Source organism: Methylobacterium aerolatum, assembly GCF_022179085.1.
In the GTDB taxonomy this organism is placed as follows: Bacteria; Pseudomonadota; Alphaproteobacteria; order Rhizobiales; family Beijerinckiaceae; genus Methylobacterium; species Methylobacterium aerolatum.
In genome coordinates, this window is sequence record NZ_BPQE01000005.1 from 24722 (window position 1) to 43414 (window position 18693).

Annotated in this window: 15 protein-coding genes and 1 pseudogene; 7 read left to right on the plus strand and 9 right to left on the minus strand. The window is 70.1% G+C overall.

The window, feature by feature from the left end; translation table 11 throughout:
* Positions 1–47: 47 nt before the first annotated feature.
* The 7 genes from MFF06_RS04075 to MFF06_RS04105 form a co-directional block, all read right to left on the minus strand.
* On the minus strand, positions 48–971 hold the full coding sequence (locus MFF06_RS04075) for an amino acid ABC transporter substrate-binding protein (RefSeq protein WP_238201734.1): 924 nt from the start codon (positions 969–971) through the stop codon (positions 48–50).
* Positions 972–1285: 314 nt separating this feature from the next.
* On the minus strand, positions 1286–2407 hold the full coding sequence (locus MFF06_RS04080; RefSeq protein ID WP_238201735.1) for a branched-chain amino acid ABC transporter substrate-binding protein: 1122 nt from the start codon (positions 2405–2407) through the stop codon (positions 1286–1288).
* Between the two features lie 124 nt (positions 2408–2531).
* Entirely contained in the window at positions 2532–2897 is a 366-nt protein-coding gene (locus MFF06_RS04085; protein ID WP_238201736.1) for a DUF6867 family protein, read from the minus strand.
* Positions 2890–3699, minus strand: coding sequence for an ABC transporter ATP-binding protein (locus tag MFF06_RS04090; protein WP_238201737.1), 810 nt, complete (start codon positions 3697–3699; stop codon positions 2890–2892). The genes MFF06_RS04085 and MFF06_RS04090 overlap by 8 nt, the downstream gene beginning before the upstream one ends.
* Positions 3700–3709: 10 nt before the next feature.
* Positions 3710–4570 (minus strand): ABC transporter ATP-binding protein, encoded by an 861-nt coding sequence (locus MFF06_RS04095; protein WP_238201738.1) that lies wholly within the window; start codon positions 4568–4570, stop codon positions 3710–3712.
* A complete protein-coding gene (gene livM / locus MFF06_RS04100) occupies positions 4570–5970 on the minus strand; it encodes a high-affinity branched-chain amino acid ABC transporter permease LivM (RefSeq protein WP_238201840.1) in 1401 nt (466 codons plus the stop codon). Before livM ends, MFF06_RS04095 begins: the two co-directional genes overlap by 1 nt.
* A 23-nt stretch (positions 5971–5993) precedes the next feature.
* Positions 5994–6911: a branched-chain amino acid ABC transporter permease gene (locus MFF06_RS04105; RefSeq protein ID WP_238201739.1), complete on the minus strand. Its 918-nt coding sequence runs from the start codon at positions 6909–6911 to the stop codon at positions 5994–5996.
* Positions 6912–7180: 269 nt separating this feature from the next.
* Between MFF06_RS04105 and MFF06_RS04110 the strand changes: the two genes are divergently transcribed.
* The 4 genes and pseudogenes from MFF06_RS04110 to MFF06_RS04125 form a co-directional block, all read left to right on the plus strand.
* Positions 7181–8461 carry a dicarboxylate/amino acid:cation symporter gene (locus tag MFF06_RS04110; RefSeq protein WP_238201740.1) on the plus strand — a complete coding sequence of 427 codons (1281 nt, stop codon included), beginning with the start codon at positions 7181–7183 and terminating at the stop codon, positions 8459–8461.
* A gap of 163 nt (positions 8462–8624) precedes the next feature.
* Positions 8625–9545 carry an amino acid ABC transporter substrate-binding protein gene (locus MFF06_RS04115; protein ID WP_238201741.1) on the plus strand — a complete coding sequence of 307 codons (921 nt, stop codon included), beginning with the start codon at positions 8625–8627 and terminating at the stop codon, positions 9543–9545.
* A 267-nt stretch (positions 9546–9812) separates the two neighbouring features.
* The gene (locus tag MFF06_RS04120; RefSeq protein WP_238201742.1) at positions 9813–10457 is read left to right on the plus strand and encodes a DUF1007 family protein; all 645 of its coding nucleotides are present in this window, start codon (positions 9813–9815) and stop codon (positions 10455–10457) included.
* Positions 10448–11442 (plus strand): annotated as a pseudogene (locus MFF06_RS04125) (nickel/cobalt transporter); the annotation flags it as partial. The gene MFF06_RS04120 and the pseudogene MFF06_RS04125, both read left to right, overlap by 10 nt.
* Positions 11443–11459: 17 nt before the next feature.
* Here MFF06_RS04125 and MFF06_RS04130 read toward each other — a convergent pair.
* Both MFF06_RS04130 and MFF06_RS04135 read right to left on the minus strand, forming a co-directional pair.
* Complete coding sequence (locus tag MFF06_RS04130) at positions 11460–11990, minus strand: RnfABCDGE type electron transport complex subunit G (RefSeq protein ID WP_238201744.1); 531 nt, start codon at positions 11988–11990, stop codon at positions 11460–11462.
* A 482-nt stretch (positions 11991–12472) separates the two neighbouring features.
* Positions 12473–13069 carry an LOG family protein gene (locus MFF06_RS04135; RefSeq protein WP_238201745.1) on the minus strand — a complete coding sequence of 199 codons (597 nt, stop codon included), beginning with the start codon at positions 13067–13069 and terminating at the stop codon, positions 12473–12475.
* A 191-nt stretch (positions 13070–13260) separates the two neighbouring features.
* Between MFF06_RS04135 and MFF06_RS04140 the strand changes: the two genes are divergently transcribed.
* From MFF06_RS04140 to MFF06_RS04150, 3 genes are all read left to right on the plus strand, one after another.
* Positions 13261–14928: a LysM peptidoglycan-binding domain-containing protein gene (locus MFF06_RS04140; RefSeq protein WP_238201746.1), complete on the plus strand. Its 1668-nt coding sequence runs from the start codon at positions 13261–13263 to the stop codon at positions 14926–14928.
* Between the two features lie 183 nt (positions 14929–15111).
* On the plus strand, positions 15112–17028 hold the full coding sequence (locus MFF06_RS04145; protein ID WP_238201747.1) for an ABCB family ABC transporter ATP-binding protein/permease: 1917 nt from the start codon (positions 15112–15114) through the stop codon (positions 17026–17028).
* 11 nt (positions 17029–17039) lie between these two features.
* Positions 17040–18578, plus strand: a complete 1539-nt coding sequence (locus MFF06_RS04150; RefSeq protein WP_238201748.1) for a hypothetical protein — start codon at positions 17040–17042, stop codon at positions 18576–18578.
* Positions 18579–18693 lie beyond the last annotated feature (115 nt).

Below are 18693 nucleotides of genomic sequence, written 5' to 3' on the forward strand. Positions count from 1 at the left end.
GGAGTCCCGCGGGTCGAGCCGCGGGACTCCGTCATCGTATCACGCGATCAGTAGGCAGCCGGATCGGGGCTGTCGATCGGCTTCGTGAACTGCTTCTTCATCTCGTCGCTCATCGGCAGATTGAGGTTGATGTTGCGCGGCGGGATGGGCTGCGTGAACCACTTGTCGTAGAGCGCCTTGCCCTCGGGGCTGGTGTAGAGCTTGGCGGTGGCCTCGTCCGCGACGGCCTTGAACGGCGCGTCGTCCTTGCGGAGCATGATGCCGTAGGGCTCAGGCTTCGACAGGGCTTCCTTCGAGATCTCGTAGGCGCCCGGCTCCTTGGAGGAGGCGACGAGGGAGGCGAGGAGCACGTCGTCCATCACGAAGGCGACGGCGCGGCCGGTCTCGACCATCAGGAACGCCTCGGCGTGGTCCTTGGCCGGCAGGATGGTGAGGCCGAGCTTCTTCTCGGTGTTCACCTCGTTGATCTGGCGGATGTTGGTCGTGCCCGAGGTCGAGACGACGGTCTTGCCCTTCAGATCCTCGATCGTGTGCAGGTTATTGGCCTTCTTCGACACGAACCGGGTGGCGGTGAGGAAGTGGCTGTTGGTGAAGGAGACCTGCTTCTGCCGGTCGGCGTTGTTCGTCGTGGAGCCGCACTCGAGGTCGATGGTGCCGTTGGCCATCAGCGGGATGCGCGTGGCGGAGGTCACCGGGTTGAGCTTCACCTCGAGCTTCGGCAGGCCGAGCTTCGCCTTCACCGCGTCGGCGATCTTGTAGCAGATGTCCATGGCGTAGCCGATCGGCTTCTCGTCGCCGCCGAGATAGGAGAACGGCACGGAGGAGTCGCGGTAGCCGATGGTGATGGCGCCGGTGTCCTTCACCTTCTTGAGGGTTCCGGTCAGGTCTTCGGCCGTCGCCGCGAGGGGGGCGAGGGCGAGGCTCAGACCAAGCGCCGCGGCGACGCCGCGACGAGCGTAATCGAACTGCATCAGTACGAAACTCCTGAAACGGGCCGAGCGATGTCGGCAGGCGGGATCGGGTGTGGCCCGTCCGCTCGGACGACGCCATTGCAACGTTGATGCCGGACGAGCCGGACGGTCGGACGCGTCACCGCCATGCGTTGCGACGCTTGGACGTGGGGCTCAGTGCCTGCACGAACAGCATGTTGCATGTTTTCGATGCTTGTACACCGGGACGGCTCCGCTTCCCCACAGGCATAGCTGACGAACAGCGCACTTCTGCAACGCAAACCGCCGCCCCGCATCGCGGCAGGACGGCGGCGTTATTCCCGGCTCGCCGCGACTTACTGCGTCAGTTCGTTGCCGGCGTAGCCGATCTGGCCGTCGGCGCCCTTCTTCCACTGGTAGATCACGTAGTCGGGCCGGGTGATGTCGCCCTTCTTGTCGAAGGAGATGGGGCCGATCACCGTGTTGAAGGGCTTGCCCTGGTGCATGAAGGCGGCGACCTTCTTGCCGTCGAGGGTCTTGGCGCCCTCGGCCGCCTCCTTGAGGATCTGCGCCGCCGCATAGGCGTAGAGGGTGTAGGCCTCGGGGTCGATCCCCTTGGCCTTGAAGGCCGCCACCACGTCCTTGGCGGCCGGGTTCTTCCGGGCGTCCGGCGGGAAGGTGGTCAGCGTGCCCTCGGCGCCGGGGCCGGCGATGGCGACGAGCTCCTTGTCCACGAGGCCGTCGCCGCCCATCAGAGGCGCCTTCAGCCCCTGGTCGCGCATCTGGCGGATGATGAGGCCGCCCTCGGTGTAGTAGCCGCCGAAATACACGATATCGACGCCGCTCTGCTTCAACTTCGAGACGAGAGCCGAGTAGTCCTTCTCGCCGGGGTTGATGCCCTCATACAGGGCCTCCTTGCCGCCCTTGGCCTTGAAGGCCTTCAGCGTCTCGTCGGCCAGCCCCTTGCCGTAGGGGGTCTTGTCGTGGACGAAGGCGACCTTCTTCCCCTTGAAGTGCGCGGCGAGGTAGTGGCCCGCCACCGCGCCCTGCTGGTCGTCGCGGCCGCAGGTGCGGAAGGTGTTCCACAGGCCCCGCTCGGTGAACTTCACGTTGGTCGAGGCCGGCGTGATCTCGACGATGTTCGATTCCGCGTAGACGTCGGAGGCCGGGATCGACACGCCGGAGTTGAAGTGGCCGACCACGAAATTCGCCTTGTCGGACGAGAACTTGTTGGCGACGGACACGCCTTGCTTCGGATCCGAGGCGTCGTCGCCCACCGCGAACTCGACCTTCTGCCCGAGGATGCCGCCGGCCTTGTTCATGTCCTCCACGGCCTGGGCGACGCCGTTCTTGAGCTGGGCGCCGAAGGCGGCGCTGCCGCCGGTGATCGGCGCGCCGACGCCGATCTTCACCTCGGCGAAGGCCGGGCCAGAGGCCAGAAGTCCGAGGGCAACGCCCGCCACGAGTACCGATCGCATCGCTTGTGTCTCCTGCTTGCACCCGGATCCCCGGGCGAACCGAGATCTCACGTCGGCGCCGGCCCGAACCGGCGCCCGTCCCCGTGCCTGCCCGGCCGCCGACCCGGCCGCCGGGCGCGCCGGATCAGCGGCGCTCCCTCCACGACAGGGGCGAGGATTTCTCATAGAGCCAGCGGTACTGAGTCGTCATCTGACGGGTCCGTACCGCGCGGAAGCCGATCGATCCGATCACGAGCACCACGAGGGCATCGACGGCGTAGAATTGCGGTGAGAGCAGCGTCCCGCCGAAGAGGGCGAAGTGGATGAAGCGCACCGCCGCCGCCACGAGGAGGAGCGCCGGCACGCAGTGCCAGTAGGGCCGCCAGCCCTTGGCGATGCCCCGGGCGGCCATCCATCCGGCCCAGCCGCCCATGGCGACGGTGACGAGCAGGAACAGCCAGACCGAGCCTTCCTCGTAGAGGAAGCCCTCGCCCAACAAGCCCTCACCCATGGGCGCCTCCCGGTGCCGCACCGTGGCCGCCGCCCTCGAGATAGGCGGCCTTCACCGCCGGATCGTCGAGGAGCTGGCGCCCGGTCCCGCTCATGGTGATGCGCCCGTTCACCAGCACGTAGCCGCGATGGGCGAGCTTCAGGGCGTGGTAGGCGTTCTGCTCCACGAGGAAGATCGTCATCCCGTCCTCGCGGTTGAGGCGGCGGATCGCGTCGAAGATGCCCTTCACGACCAGCGGCGCGAGGCCGAGGGAGGGCTCGTCGAGGAGGAGCAGCTTCGGGCGGCTCATCAGGGCGCGGGCGATGGCCAGCATCTGCTGCTCGCCCCCCGACATGGTGCCCGCGCGCTGATGCAGCCGCTCCTTCACCCGGGGGAAGAGGGCGCAGACCTTCTCCAGATCTTCGGCGAAATGGCGCTCCCCGTGGAGGGAGGCGCCCATCTGGAGGTTCTCGAACACGGTCATGCGGGGGAAGACCCGTCGGCCCTCCGGCGACTGGGCGATGCCGAGCCGCGCGATGGCATGGGTCGGCAGCCGTGTGATGTCGCGGCCCTCGTAGGTGATGCTGCCGTCGCGGGCGCGGGGGGCGCCGAACACCGTCATCATCAGGGTCGACTTGCCTGCGCCGTTCGCCCCGATCAGGGTCACGATCTCGCCTTCGCCGACGTCGAGGTCGACGCCCTTCAGGGCGGCGACGCTGCCGTAATAGGTCGAAACCCCGCGCACCGACAGCAGCGGCGGCTTGCCCCCCGCCTGGATCGCCCGGGTCTCGTCCACGAGCACGTTGATGCCCGCGACGCTCAACGGTTCGCCCTCACGCCGTGTGCTCCTGATGGGGGAGGGCGAGGCCGACCTCGGCCTCCACCGCCTCGACCTCCTCGTCCTCGACGCCGAGATAGGCGGCGATGACGCTCGGGTTGGTGCGGATCTCCTCCGGCGTGCCGTCGGCGATCTTCTTGCCGTAGTCGAGGACGACGATGTGGTCGGAGATCTCCATCACCACCGACATGTCGTGCTCGATCAGCAGCACCGAGGTGGCCTCCGCGTCGCGGATGTGGCGCAGCAGCGCGTTCAGGTCGGCCGATTCCCGGGGGTTGAGGCCGGCGGCGGGCTCGTCGAGGCAAAGGAGCACCGGATCGGTGCACATGGCCCGGGCGATCTCCAGGCGCCGCTGGGCGCCGTAGGGCAGGCCGCCCGCCGGCTCGTCGGCCCGCGCCGTCAGGTCGATCCGTTCCAGCCAGCCCTTGGCCTTCTCGATCGCCGCCGCCTCCGCGTCCCGGAAGGACTTCAGGCCGAGCAGGCCCAGCACCGTGTAGCCGGAGGCCCGCATCAGCGTCTTGTGCTGGGCGACCAGCAGGTTCTCCAGCACCGTCATGCCGGGAAACAGGCGGATGTTCTGGAAGGTCCGCGCCACCCGCGCGGTGCGGTTCACCTGATGGTTGGGCAGCCGCTCCAGCAGGTGCGTGGAACCGTCGGCATGGGCCAGCGTCAGCCGCCCCTCGGTGGGCTTGTAGAAACCGGTGATGCAGTTGAACACCGTGGTCTTGCCGGCACCGTTCGGGCCGATCAGCGCGGTGATGTCGCCCGTGCGGGCCTCGAAGGAGAGGTCCGAGACGGCGGTCAGGCCGCCGAACCGCATGGTCAGGTGCTCGACGGTGAGGACGGGGGCCACCATCAGCCGTGCCCCTCGCTCACATGGGCCCCGGAGATCGCCCGGCGCTCGCCCAGCGACACCGAGGGCATCCGCACCGAGATCAGGCCGCGGGGCCGCCAGACCATCATCGCCACCATGGCAAGGCCGAACAGCAGCAGGCGGTACTCGCTCGGGTCGAAGCCCTCGCCGAAGACGGCGCTGAGGAAGCCGAGGTTGCGCAGCAATTCCGGGCCGCCGACCATCGCCACGGCGGCGATGGCGACGCCGAACTGGCTGCCCATGCCGCCGAGCACCACGATGGCCAGGATGATCGCGCTCTCCAGAAAGGTGAAGCTCTCGGGGGAGATGAAGCCCTGCCGTACGGCGAAGAACGACCCCGCGAAGCCGCCGAAGGCCGCGCCGAGCGCGAAGGCCGTGAGCTTGGTGGCGGTGGTGTCGATCCCGAGGGACCGGCAGGCGATCTCGTCCTCGCGCAGGGCCTCCCAGGCCCGGCCGATGGGCAGGCGCCGCAGGCGCATGGTGACGAAGTTGGTGATCAGCGCCAGCACGAGGATCAGGTAGTACAGGAAGACCACCCGGTGCATCGTGTTGAACTCGATGCCGAGCTTGGCCGCGAACCCGTCCTCGTCAGCCGTGAAGGGAATGCCGAAGAAGGTCGCCCGGGGGATCGAGGAGACCCCCGCGGCGCCCCCGGTCACGTCCGTCCAGTTGATGAGGACGAGGCGGATGATCTCGCCGAAGGCCAGCGTCACGATGGCGAGGTAATCGCCCCGCAGGCGCAGCACGGGGAAGCCGAGCAGCATCCCCCACAGGCCCGCGAACAGGCCCGCCAGCGGCAGGCAGATCCAGAAGGACAGGCCGAAGGTCGTCGCGAGCAGGGCGTAGGAATAGGCGCCGACCGCGTAGAAGGCGACGTAGCCGAGATCGAGGAGGCCGGCGAGGCCGACGACGATGTTCAGCCCCCAGCCGAGCATCACGTAGGTGAGGATCAGGATCCCGAGGTCGATCCAGTAGCGGGAGGAGGCGAGGTCGCCGGTGGCGAGCGTCGCCAGGACCGGCAGGGTCAGGGCGACGGCCACGAAGACCTTGAGGCCGACCTTCGAGGTCTTCTGGCCGGCATCGGGCTCGCCCGCCACCGCCTCCGTCGCCTGGGCGGGGGAGGCGGTGAGTGCCCGGCGGGCGTCCCGCCGCAGCAGCAGGAGGCGCTGGAGGAGGCGCAGGACGAAGATCGCCCCGCACAGGATCGCCACGAGGCCCCAGCGGGGCACGAGGACGAGACCCTCCGGGCCGGGATCGGTCCGGTAGGCGACGAGGGGCACGCAGAGCCCGAAGGCGACCAGCGCGTAGAGGGCAGCGTCCCGGAGGATGCCCCCCAGGGCGCCGGCCGGCGCGGCGGTGCCGGGGAGGGCGGCGGCGGGCATGGCGTCGGAGGCGGTGCGGGCCATCAGACCTTCTCGACCTCGGGACGGCCCAGGATGCCGGAGGGCATGAAGATCAGGACGATCGCCAGGATCGAGAAGGCGGCCACATCCTTGTATTCGATGGAGAAATAGGCGGACCAGAACACCTCGATCAGGCCGATGATCAGCCCGCCCAGCACCGCCCCCGGCAGGGAGCCGATGCCGCCGAGCACCGCCGCCGTGAAGGCCTTCACACCCGGCACGAACCCGTCCGAGAAGGACACGACGCCGTAATACATGATGTAGAGCACCCCCGCGACGGCCGCGAGGGCGGCGCCGAGCACGAAGGTCAGGGAGATCGTCCGATCGACGTCGATCCCCAGCAGGGCGGCCATCTTCCGGTCCTGTTCGCAGGCCCGCTGGGCGCGGCCGAAGGGCGTGCGCTGGACGAGGTACCAGAAGCCCGTGAGCAGCACCGCCGTCACGCCCATGATCAGGCACTGCTTGTAGGACAGGACGACGCTGTAGCTGTCGCTCTCGACGAGGGTGATGCCCCCCGACAGCACCGGGGGCATGGACTTGTTGCGGGCGCCCTGCACCACCTGCACGAAGTTCGACAGGAAGATCGAGACGCCGATGGCCGAGATGAGCGGCGCCAGCCGGAAGGAGCCCCGGAGGGGCCGGTAGGCCACCCGCTCGATGGCCCAGCCCCACAGGGCCGTCAGGATCATCGACACCACGAGGACCACGAGGAAGGCGAGGGCGATGGAGGAGAGGCCGAGCACGGTCGTGAGCATCACGAAGACGATCATCGCGATGAAGCACGACACCATGAACACGTCGCCGTGGGCGAAATTCACCATGCCGATGATGCCGAACACCATCGTGTAGCCGATGGCGATGAGGCCGTAGATCGAACCGAGCGTCAGGCCGTTGATGAGCTGCTGCAGGAAAACGTCCATGCATCCATCCGCTTGAGGCCTCGGGGGCGCCGGGTGACCTGCGAACCGCCTTCCAGGGCGGCGGACCGGTCTCCCGGCCAGCCCGCCGGTTCGCAAATCCCGTACCGCAGGCTCGGCCGCCGCGCTACCGCCAGACCGGACCCGCGTGACACAAAAGTGTTGTCATGCCAGCCGGATGCCCGAGGCCGGACTTGCGCCGGGCACTGATCCTGCATCACTGACCGGAAGGCGATTCCTGGCGAGCCGGGACGAAGACGGGGGAGATACGGATGTCCGGATCGCGGCTGACTACATTCATCTTCCTGGGGATGATTCTGGGAATCGCGGTCGGCTACGCCTGCAGCATCACCTGGCCGGACCCGCAGACCGCCAAGGAGATCGCCGGCTACATCGCCCTGGTGTCGGACATCTTCCTCCGCCTCATCAAGATGATCATCGCGCCGCTGGTGTTCTCGACGCTCGTCGTCGGCATCGCCCACATGGGCGACACCGCCGCCGTCGGCCGGGTCGGCGGCAAGGCGCTCCTGTGGTTCGTGGGCGCCTCGTTCTGCTCGCTGCTGCTCGGCCTCGTGCTGGTGAACCTGCTCCAGCCGGGCCACAACCTGAACTTGCCCCTGCCGGAGGCCGGGGCGGGCACCGGCCTGAAGGCGGCCTCCCTCTCCCTCAAGGAGTTCGTCACGCACCTCGTGCCCAAGAGCGCGGTGGAGGCGATGGCCAACAATGAGATCCTGCAGATCGTGGTGTTCTCGATCTTCTTCGGCGTGGCGCTGGCCGCGCTCGGCGAGAAGGGGCACTTCCTGGCCAAGGGGATCGAGGGCTTGGCCGACGTGATGCTCAAGATCACCGGCTACGTGATGATGTTCGCCCCCGTGGCCGTCTTCGCGGCGATCGCGGCCACCATCACGACCCAGGGCATCGGCGTGCTCGTCACCTACGGCAAGTTCATGCTGATGTTCTACTTCGGCCTGCTCTGCCTGTGGGTGCTGCTGATGGGCGTCGGCGCGCTGCTGGTCGGCACGGGGGGGATCAGCCGCCTCGTGAACCTCATCAAGGAGCCCTTCGTCCTCGCCTTCTCGACCGCGTCGAGCGAGGCGGCCTATCCGAAGCTGCTCTCGAACCTCGAGAGATTCGGCGTGCCGAACAAGATCACCTCGTTCGTGCTGCCGATGGGCTACTCGTTCAACCTCGACGGCTCGATGATGTACTGCACCTTCGCGGTGATGTTCATCGCGCAGGCCTACAACATCCCCCTGACCTGGGCGCAGCAGTTGACCATGCTGCTCCTGCTGATGGTCACGTCGAAGGGCATGGCCGGCGTGCCCCGCGCCTCGCTGGTGGTGATCTCGGCGACGCTGACGCAGTTCAACATCCCCGAGGCGGGGCTCCTGCTCATCATCGGCATCGACCAGTTCCTCGACATGGGCCGCTCGGCGACCAACGTGCTCGGCAACAGCATCGCCACCGTCGCCGTCGCCAAGTGGGAGGGCCAGCTCGCCGCCTCCGACCAGCGGCTCGACCATGTCGACGGCGCGGCCGCGCCGGCGGAGTAGGGCGAGGGCGGCCGAGCAGACCCCTGTCCCGCCCTCGGCCCTCATCCCGAGGTGTCGCGAAGCGGCCTTGGAGGAGGGCTTCGGAACCTCAGGATGAGGCCGCGGATGGGAGCGCCCGTTCTTGGAATTTCATCGCGGCAACGCGCCAGGGAGTGTGGTTCAAATGTCGCTGCGGATCGCCTCCCGGGTCATCCTCACCCTGGCCCTCGTCTTGGTCGCGGCCCGGCCCGCCCTCGCGGTGGAGGTCCTGACGGGAACGCTCAAAAGCGCCGCCGAGCGCGGCGAGATCGTGATCGGCTATCGGGAGAGCTCGATCCCGTTCTCCTTCGTCGAGGGCAAGCGGACGGACGGCACGCCCCGGGTGGTGGGCTACGCCATCGACCTGTGCGGCGAGATCGTCGACGACATGCAGAAGGCGGTCGGGCGGCCCCTCAAGGTGCGCTACGAGCCCGTCACCTCCGAGACCCGCATCCAGGCCGTCACCTCCGGCCGGGTCGATCTCGAATGCGGCTCCACCACCGCCAATGCCGAGCGGAGGCGGCAGGTCGCCTTCTCCCCCATCGACTTCGTGAGCGCGACGAAGCTTCTCGTCCGGCGCGGCGCGGCCGTGACCTCCTATCGCGACCTCGGCGGGCGCACCGTCGTGGTCACCGCCGGGACCACCAACGACCGGATTGTGCGCGACCTCCTCGCCCGCCTGAAGATCGACGCGCAGGTGGTGACGGCCCCCGACCACGCCGCCTCCTACGCGATGGTGAAGGCGGGTAAGGCCGACGCCTTCGCCCTCGACGACATCCTGCTCTACGGCCTGATCGCCAGCGACCCCGCCGACGGGTCCTCCTTCACCGTGCTGCCGGACAAACTCTCCTACGAGCCCTACGGGATCATGTTCCGTCGGGACGACCCGGCCCTGGCCTCCCTCGTCTCGGACACCTTTGCCCGCCTCGCCGAGAGCCGCGAGCTGCGCTGGACCTACGAGCGCTGGTTCCTCAAGCGCCTGCCGAACGGCGAGCGCCTCGACGTGCCCATGTCCGACGACCTGCGGGTGAGCTTCCAGCTCCTCGGCCTCGACGCCGGGCAGTGATCGACAGGGCAGTGGACCGCCCCGCGCGCCTCGCTTTCGCCCCAAGGTGCGCCGAGAAGGTCCGCGTTCACCCTTCGCTCACCCTTCGCCGCGAGCGTGCCGACCATGCCGACCGCCGCAGCCCTTCGCGCAGCCCTCCGCCCCGTCCTCAGTGTCTGGCCGGCAAGCCGCCTCGTCTTCCCCCCACGACCTCTTCCTGAGGCGCCGGAGCGCGGCGGAGGCCGTCTCGGGATGAGGGGGAGGGGTGGACGCACGCGGCTTCTCGGTATGATTGTCACGGTCGCCGCCCTCGGCGCCGCGACCGCCGCGCACGCCCACCCCCACGTCTGGGTCACGGCACGGGCGCAACTCGTCTATGCCGAGGGCAAGGTCACGGGCGTGCGCCATTCCTGGTCCTTCGACCCGGAATATTCGTCCTTCGTCACGCAGGGGCTCGACGCGGACAAGGACGGCAAGCTCACCCCCGCGGAACTCGCCCCGCTGGCGGCGACGAACACCGAGAACCTCGCCGAGTTCGGCTACTTCACCAAGCTGAAGGTCGCCGGCAAGGAACAGGCCTTCGCGGAGCCGAAGGAGCCGGGGATGCGGATGGAGGGCAACGCCCTCACCCTGAGCTTCCTCCTGCCTCTCAAGACCCCGGCGGCCCCCGGCCGGGGCGTGGCGGCGATGGAGGTCTACGATCCGACCTACTTCGTGTCCTTCGCCTTCGCGGAGGGGGCCGACGCCGTCACCCTCGCCGGGGCGCCCCAGGGCTGCACCGCCACCGTCACGCGGCCCAAGGGCGACGGGGCGAAGGTCGCCGACGCGGCCGGGGGCAAGACCGGCATGAGCGAGGCCTTCTTCGAGGCGCTCACCGCCGCCTCCAACTACGGCGAGCAATTCGCAAACCGGGTGATCGTGGCATGTCCGTAGGCGCCGGGATCTCCGCCGCCGCCCCGGCCTCCCGGCTGACGCGGCGCCTCGCGCTCATGGCGGGGGCGATCGCCCTCGCCTCGGTCCTCGTCGGCCTGCTGGCGTGGCTCGTGGCGCCGGGCCTCGCCGCGCCGCCGCCGCGCTCCCCCTTCGGCATCGGCTTCCGCGAGGCGGCCCCCGCCGCCACCGGGCTCGGCGGGCTGATCCTGTCACTGCAGGCGAGCTTTTCCCGGGCGATGAACGCGGCCGTCTCCGCCCTCAAGGGCGGCGGGGACTGGACGCCGCTGATCGGCCTCGCCTTCGCTTACGGCGTGTTCCACGCCGCCGGGCCGGGCCACGGCAAGGCGGTGATCGCAGGCTACATCATGGCCGGGGAGCGGGCCTTCCGCCGGGGCTGCGCGCTCGGCGCCTGCGCGGCCCTGCTCCAGGCCCTCGTCGCCATGGCCCTCGTCGGGATCGGCAGCCTGCTCCTCAACGCCACCGCTGCCACGATGACCCGGGCGGGCACCCTCATCGAGACGGCGAGCTTCGCCCTCGTGGCGGTGGCCGGGCTGGCACTCACATGGCGCAAGGCGGGCCAGCTCGCGGGCGGCACGCCCGCCGGTTGCGGGCCGGACTGCGCCCACGTCCCCGATGCCCGCGCCGCCGCGGGGGTCCGCACATGGCGCGAAGGCGTGGGCATCGTCCTCGCAGCGGGCTCGCGGCCCTGCGCCGGGGCGGTACTGGTGCTGGTCTTCGCCCTGTCGCAGGGCGTGGCCCCGGCGGGTATCCTCGCCGTGCTGGCCATGGCGGCGGGCACCGCCCTCACCACCACGGCCCTCGCCGCCCTCGCCGTATTCGCCAAGCGCATCGCCCTGGCCCTCGCGGGCGGGCGCGGGCGGGCGGGCACCCTGGCGATGGGGGGCCTCGAACTCGTCGCCGCCGCCTTCGTCCTCGTCCTCGGCGTCACGATGCTGGCCGGCGTGAAGTAAGAGGTCTCGGAGGGCGCCGGACGGAGCCCCTTCAGCCCGCGCTCAACGCGATCGCATGGGTCGAGAGCAGCCGCCTTACGCCGTCGGCGATGCGCCGACAGGAGACGAGCGCCCCGGCGATGGGCCGGATATCCCCGCCGAGCCGCAGGGGGGCACCCCGCCGCTTGCCGACGAACTGCGCCCGCCACGCCGGATCGCGCACGCCGTCGCCGTCGTGCTCCCGGTCCTCGAGGATCTCGACGCCACGCACCGCGCCGCGCCGGTCGAAGGCGACGGCGATCGGCAGGGCCGCGTGCTCGCCGGGCACCTCGTCGACGACCATCCACCCGCCGCTCGACACCTTGAAGGCCCGGACTTGGCGGCTGCGGACGCCGACCCCGGAATCGGCCTCGATGGCGGCGGCCTGCTCGTCGGTCAGGGTGACGGTGACGGGCGTGAGGACCGCCCCCGGACACAGGATCGCCTGCGCCTGCGCCACGGTCAGGTAGGTCTCCGCCGCGGCGGGCGCCGCGCCCAACGCCGCGACCAGCGCGAGGGGAATAAGCGAGAAGCCGTGCCTCATCGGGAATGCGTCCGGACCCAGTGCGGCGGCAGAAAGGATCCCCGCAGGCCGGCGAGTCAAGATTTTCGGGCTATCTGCGTCGGTCCATGACCCGAATTTTCAGACAAATACATAGATATAGGTTGTAAGTTCAATAATTATCTATCTATAGTTGAAAAAAGACGATCCATCGCCCTCGGATCGACTGCCGGAAACCGCAACTCCACCATGCGTCTTCGTCATTGCGAGCAACGCGAAGCAATGCAGGGAAGCACCGAGGCTTGAGACGTCCCGCTGTCCTGGATCGCTTCGCTTCCGCTCGCAAAGTCGGAGCTGCGTAGCCCCCTCGACCGGCTCCGGCCCGAGGGCGGCCGGATATTCACAGACAGAGCGTCGACCCCGGATTGTTCCGACGGTGCTCGCACCGGCGGCGGGGCGTTCGGGAACGAGGGGAGACGGCAATCGTGCGACGGAAGGCGGCGACGCCCCCGCCGGCCCGGCGCTTACATCCGCTGGGTGATGAGGGTCTCGGCGCGGTCGTCGCGCTCGTGGCCGGTGGCCTGGAGCATCGGCACGACGGCGGAGGCCTCCTGCGCGACGAGGTAGCTGAGATCGAGCCCCTCGCGGATGAAGCCGTGGGCGCGCATGTGATCGAACAGGGAGAGGAGGGGCGCCCAGAATTCGGCCACCGACACGAGGACCACCGGCTTCTTGTGCCGCCCGAGCTGCGCCCAGGTGAGCTGCTCGACGAGTTCCTCCAGGGTCCCGATCCCGCCCGGCAGGGTCACGAAGGCGTCGGAGCGCTCGAACATAAGGCGCTTGCGGGTGTGCATGTCGGGCACCACGATCGTCTCGTGGACCGCCTCCAGCATGTTCTCGCGGGCCTGGAGGAAATCCGGGATGATGCCGGTGACGTGCCCGCCCGCCTCCAGCGCCGCCCGGGCGACGGTGCCCATCAGTCCGACATCGCCGCCGCCATAGACCAGAGCCATGCCGGCCTGCGCCAGGGCGGTGCCGAGCGCCTGCGCGGCCTCGCGGAAGGCGGGGTCCTTGCCGAACCCGGAGCCGCAAAAGACACAGACCGTCCTCACAGAGGCCATGCGGCCCTCTCCTTTGCCCGTCTTCCGTGCCGCCCCGGGTGATCCCACAACTGGCGGTTTTCGCGCCAAAGTGCTGAGTTTCCGCAGGATTCTCCGGCCTCTGCGGCGGGGCGGCTTGGTGTCAGCCCCATGTACGGTATTATGGGCGTGGCCGTCGACGGGTTTCAGCCCCGTCGGCGAGCGAGTTTCGCGTGGCCCGCTCCTCGACGCCGGGGCGGTGCGAGGAGGTGAGCGTGGTGACGACGCGGAGGGTGCGGCACGGAATCGTCCTGGCACTCGCCGGCTTGCTGGCGGGCCTCGGGATCGTCGCCGCCCTTTTCTGGGACGGCGGCCTGCCGCTGCGCGGGCTGACCGGCGGGCCGGATTCACCCCCGGGCGCCGCCAAGCCCTCGACCCTGGCCGACATCCCCGCCGTGCCGCCGGGCACCGGGGACCGGGACTCATCCGCCGCGGCGCCCGACGGGGCCTCGCCGAGGCCGCCGGCGCCGGGACAGGCCGCGCAAGGGCAGGCATCGCAGGAGCAGGCAGCGCAGGAGCAGGCAGCGCAAGGCTCGACGGCGCAAGGCTCGACGCCGGCCGCTCCGGGCGATCAGGCGGCCCGCTCCGCCGCCACGCCGGACAAGACGGCGCCGGCGGATACGCTCCGGTTCGACATCGTCCGCGTGGAGCCGAACGGCGACGCCGTGGTGGCCGGGCGAGGCAAGCCGAACACCGTGGTCGAGATGCTGGTCGACGGGCAGCCCGTCGCCCGCGCCCTCGCCGACCCGACGGGGCAGTTCGCCATCGTGCCACCGCCCCTGCCGAAGGGATCGAGCGAGATCGTCCTGCGCTCGAAGAGCGCGGACGGAACGGAAACCCGGTCCACGCAGAGCGTCGCGATCTCGATTTCGCCCAAGGGAGACACGCAGCCCCTCGTGGCGCTGACGAGCCCCGACGCGCCGACCGTGGTGCTGTCCCAGCCGGGCGCCATGGCGCAGGCTCCGGCGGCGCCCGGCGCGACCGAGGCCGCCAAGCCGGACGGTGCCCGGACGGCGGCCGGGCGGCCTGGAACGGGGCAGCCCGAGGACTCCCAAGCCCTGACATCCCAGGCCCAGCCCCCCCAAGCCCAGACGGCGCAGGCGCAGGTCGCGCCCCTGCGGATCGTCAGCGTCGATGCGGAGCCCACCGGGCGCCTCTACATCTCGGGCGTCGGGATCGCCGGCACCCAGGTGCGCCTCTACCTCAACGACACGCTGATCACCCCGGCCAAGGTCGGGGCCGACGGGCATGTGACCTTCACCATCGGCCGGGGCATCTCGCCGGGGCGGTACAAGGTGCGTGTCGAGGAGGTCGATCCGGGCACCGGCAAGGTCGCGCATCGGGCCGAGGTGGCCTTCGTGATGCCGGAGCCGGTCGCCGGGCCGGGCGACACGCGGCAGGCCGCCAACACCCCGGCCGACCCGGCGCGGACGGCCAAGGCACCGCCTCAGGCCGGCGCGACCGCGCCGCAGGCGGGCAAGTCGGCGCCGCCCCCGTCGAACGGCACCGCCGCGGAGCCGCCGAACGGGACCGGCCCCGGCGGCGACACGGCGGTCGCCCGATCGGGCGGGGCGACGGGCGCCACGCCCGGCGAGATGGCCGCCACCGCCCCCCGACGCGACGACGACGGGCAGGCCGACCGCCCCGGCGCGGTCTACGTTCCCGCCATCACCACGGCCAAGATCACCCGCGGCGACAGCCTGTGGCAGATCAGCAAGCGGACCTACGGGCGCGGCCGGCGCTACACCGTGATCTACGACGCCAACCAGGACCAGATCCGCGATCCCGACCTGATCTATCCGGGCCAGACCTTCGTCCTCCCCATGGAGGGCCGGGGCTGACACACGGTGTTCCAAAGGACCAAGTCCTTCGGCAGGGTCCAGGGGCGGCGCCCCTGGGGTTGGCAGGGCTCCGCCCCGGACCCGCTGGAGGGCTCGCCCTCCGGACACCCATGACCGGCGCGCAGTGCGCGGGCGGCTCGTTGCGCCTATATGGGGGCCGTCGTTCCTCCTGAATCCCAGCCCATGTCCGATGATACCGCGTCCCCGAGCGGGACGGCGCCGGTTGTGCGTCCCGGCCTGATCGCCACCTACCGCCGCCTGTGGCCGCACCTCTGGCCCCACGGGCGGCCGGATCTTCAGCGCCGGGTCTTCCTCGCCTTCGGCCTGCTGATCCTGGCCAAGGGCGTGACGATGGTCACGCCCTTCACCTTCAAGTGGGCGACGGATTCCCTCGTGGCGGCGGTGGGCGGGCGCGATCACGGCGTGCCCGCCGGGCTCGTGGCTGCGCCGATGTTGCTCATCGGCCTCTACGGCCTGTCGCGGATCGCCATGGCGCTCCTCACCCAGGTCCGCGACGGGCTGTTCGCCCGGGTGGCGATGCACGCGGTGCGCCGCCTCGCCCTCCAGACCTTCGCGCACATGCACGCCCTGTCCCTGCGCTTCCACCTGGAGCGCAAGACCGGCGGCCTGACCCGCGTGCTGGAGCGGGGCCGCTCGGGAATCGAGGAGTTGTCGCGCCTGCTGGTGCTGAACCTCGTGCCCACCATCGTCGAGTTCGTGCTGGTGCTGGCGATCCTCGCCTACGAGTTCGACTGGCTCTACGCGCTGACCGCCTTCCTCACCGTCGCGGCCTATCTCGGCTTCACCTACAAGGCGACGGAGTGGCGGATCGCGATCCGCCGCCGGATGAACGCCTCCGACACCGACGCCCAGACCAAGGCGGTCGATTCGCTCCTGAACTACGAGACGGTGAAGTATTTCGGCGCCGAGACCCGCGAGACCGCCCGCTACGACGTCTCCATGGCCCAGTACGAGAAGGCCTCGACGCAGACCTACGTGTCGCTGGCCGTCCTGAACGCCGGGCAGGCGGCGATCTTCACGGCGGGCATGACCGCCGTGATGTGGCTCGCCGCCCGGGACATCCTGGCCGGGCGCACCACCATCGGCGGCTTCGTGCTGGCCAACACCCTGCTGGTGCAGCTCTCCATGCCCCTGAACTTCATGGGCATGATCTACCGCGAGATCAAACAGGCGCTCATCGACATCGACGACATGTTCCGCATTCTTGGGCAGAACCCCGAGATCGCCGACCGGCCGGGGGCGAAGCCGCTGGCCGTCTCCGGCGGCACCGTGCGGTTCGAGGACGTGCGCTTCGCCTACAACGCGGACCGGCCGATCCTGCGCGGCGTCTCCTTCGAGGTGCTCCCGGGCCAGACGGTGGCGATCGTCGGCCCCTCGGGGGCGGGCAAATCGACCCTCTCGCGGCTGATGTTCCGGTTCTACGAGCCGCAGGGCGGGCACATCACCATCGACGGCCAGGACATCTCGGCCGTCACGCAGGAATCCCTGCGGGCTGCCATCGGCATGGTCCCGCAGGACACGGTGCTGTTCAACGACACGATCGGCTACAACATCCGCTACGGGCGCCCCGATGCCGACGAGTCGGAGCTGCGCGAGGCCGCGCGGCTGGCGCAGATCGACCGCTTCGTCTCCGGCCTGCCGGAGGGTTACGACACCCCCGTCGGCGAGCGCGGCCTCAAGCTCTCGGGCGGGGAGAAGCAGCGCGTCGCCATCGCCCGCACGATCCTGAAGGGGCCGCCGATCCTCGTCCTCGACGAGGCGACCTCGGCCCTCGACTCCTTCACCGAGGCCGAGATCCAGGGCGCCCTCGACCGGGTGGCCCAGGGGCGCACGACGCTGGTCATCGCCCACCGCCTCTCCACCGTCGTCAACGCCGACGCGATCCTCGTCCTCGACAAGGGCGTCATCGCCGAGCGCGGCACCCATGCCGAGTTGCTGGAGCGCGACGGGATCTACGCGGCCCTGTGGAACCGCCAGCGCGAGGTGGACGCGGCTCGGGAGGTGCTGGCGCGGACGGCGGACGGCCCCGCCGCGCCGTCGACCCAGCCGGCACGGGGCGAGGCGGTGCCCGCGGAGTAGGGCCGGACCGCGTGGCGCTTCTCCCCGGCGACGCCGGGGGGCCTCGGTGGGATCGCCTTGCGGTCGAAGGCGATTGTCGACCATCTTCAGCCGACAGGGGCGACGCTTCGGCTGGCCCGTTCATTCCATGGAGAGCCCTCCTGCGCCCCTTCGCCCCCCTCCTGCCGGCACTCGCCGCCCTCGCCCTCGCCGCGATTCCCGCCCGGGCGGAGGATGCCCCCGACATCGCGTGGCCCGAAGCCGAGGGGCGGGCCTCGATCAGTACGACCTTCAACGGCTCGCCGATCACCGTGGGCGTCTCCAGCCGGACGGCGGGCGCCGTGGACAGCCTGACCTGGGGCGGCACGCAGTTCATCAATGCCTACGACCACGGGCGGGAGTTGCAGTCGGCCTCCTCCTACGACGGGTTCGGCGAGTGCCTGAACCCGACCGAGGCGGGCAGCAACGCCGACGGGGCGGGCCCCACCAGCACCAGCCTCCTGACCCATCTCGGCACCGCGCCGGGCCGCCTCGAGACCCGGACGGTGATGGCCTACTGGATGCGGCCGGGGGAGCGGTCTGAGAACTGCCCGAAGGGACCCGGCAGCTACGGCTCGCCGCGCTCCGACGACGTGCTGGCCAAGCGCATCACGCTGGGGGCGGGCGGTGTGCCCAACGCCATCGCCTACCATGCGGCCTTCACGACCGCCGCGGCCCACAGCCAAGCGACCTTCGAGGCCGCCACCGCCTACATGCCGGGGACGTTCTCCCGGTTCTGGACCTACGATCCGGCCACGGGCGATCTGCAGCCGCTGGAACCCGGCATGGGCGAGCAGGCCAAGCCGGTGATCCTGTCGACGCCCGACGGATCGCGGGCGCTCGGCGTCTACAGCCCCGATCTTCCTCAGAAAGGGCAGAATGTGGGCTACGGCCGATTCGACTTCTCGCACCTGCCCGGCGAGGGCAACGCCACCGTGAAGTGGAACTGCGTCTTCCGCGAGGGCGCCATCCCGGCGGGCACCTACACCTATACCTGCTTCGCCTTGATCGGGACCCTGGAGGACGTGACCGCGGGCATGAGCGCCCTGCGCACGGCTCTCACCGGCCAGCCGGGCCCGCCGCACAAGGGGGCGAAGGCAGTGCCGGTCGAGGCGAACCGGGAAACGGCTCCCTTCGGCCAGGAGCCGGAGGCGGACCCTGCCCGCGAAGCCCGGAGCGGCGTGCCCCTCTATGTGGGGACGCGGCCGAACTGCAACGCAGGCATCGTGACGGTCAGATCGGACTTCCGGCGCTGCGACACGGCGCCGATCGGTGCAACCTCCGGTGAGCGAACGGAGCAGACCCCCACGCCCCTCTACGTCACCGTGTCCCCGAGGGGCTCCGCCGGCGTCGTCACGACGAATCCACGCCATCTCAACGGCACCGCGCGGCCGATCGGGTTCGTCGGGCCGGGGGGCGGGGGCACGCCGCTCTTCGTGGGCACGACGCCGGGATGCAATGCCGGCGTCGTCTCCACTAACCCGGCGCATATGAATTGCGGCGGCGCGCCGATCGGCACGGCGTCGCCTTAGGCCGGAGCGTGTCACGGACCCCGCGCCGATTGTCCGGGAAAGCGTGCTCCACCGCCCGCCGCGGGATTAACTTGGCCGCCGAAGCGATATACCCCTGACACGGACGGCCCGCGAA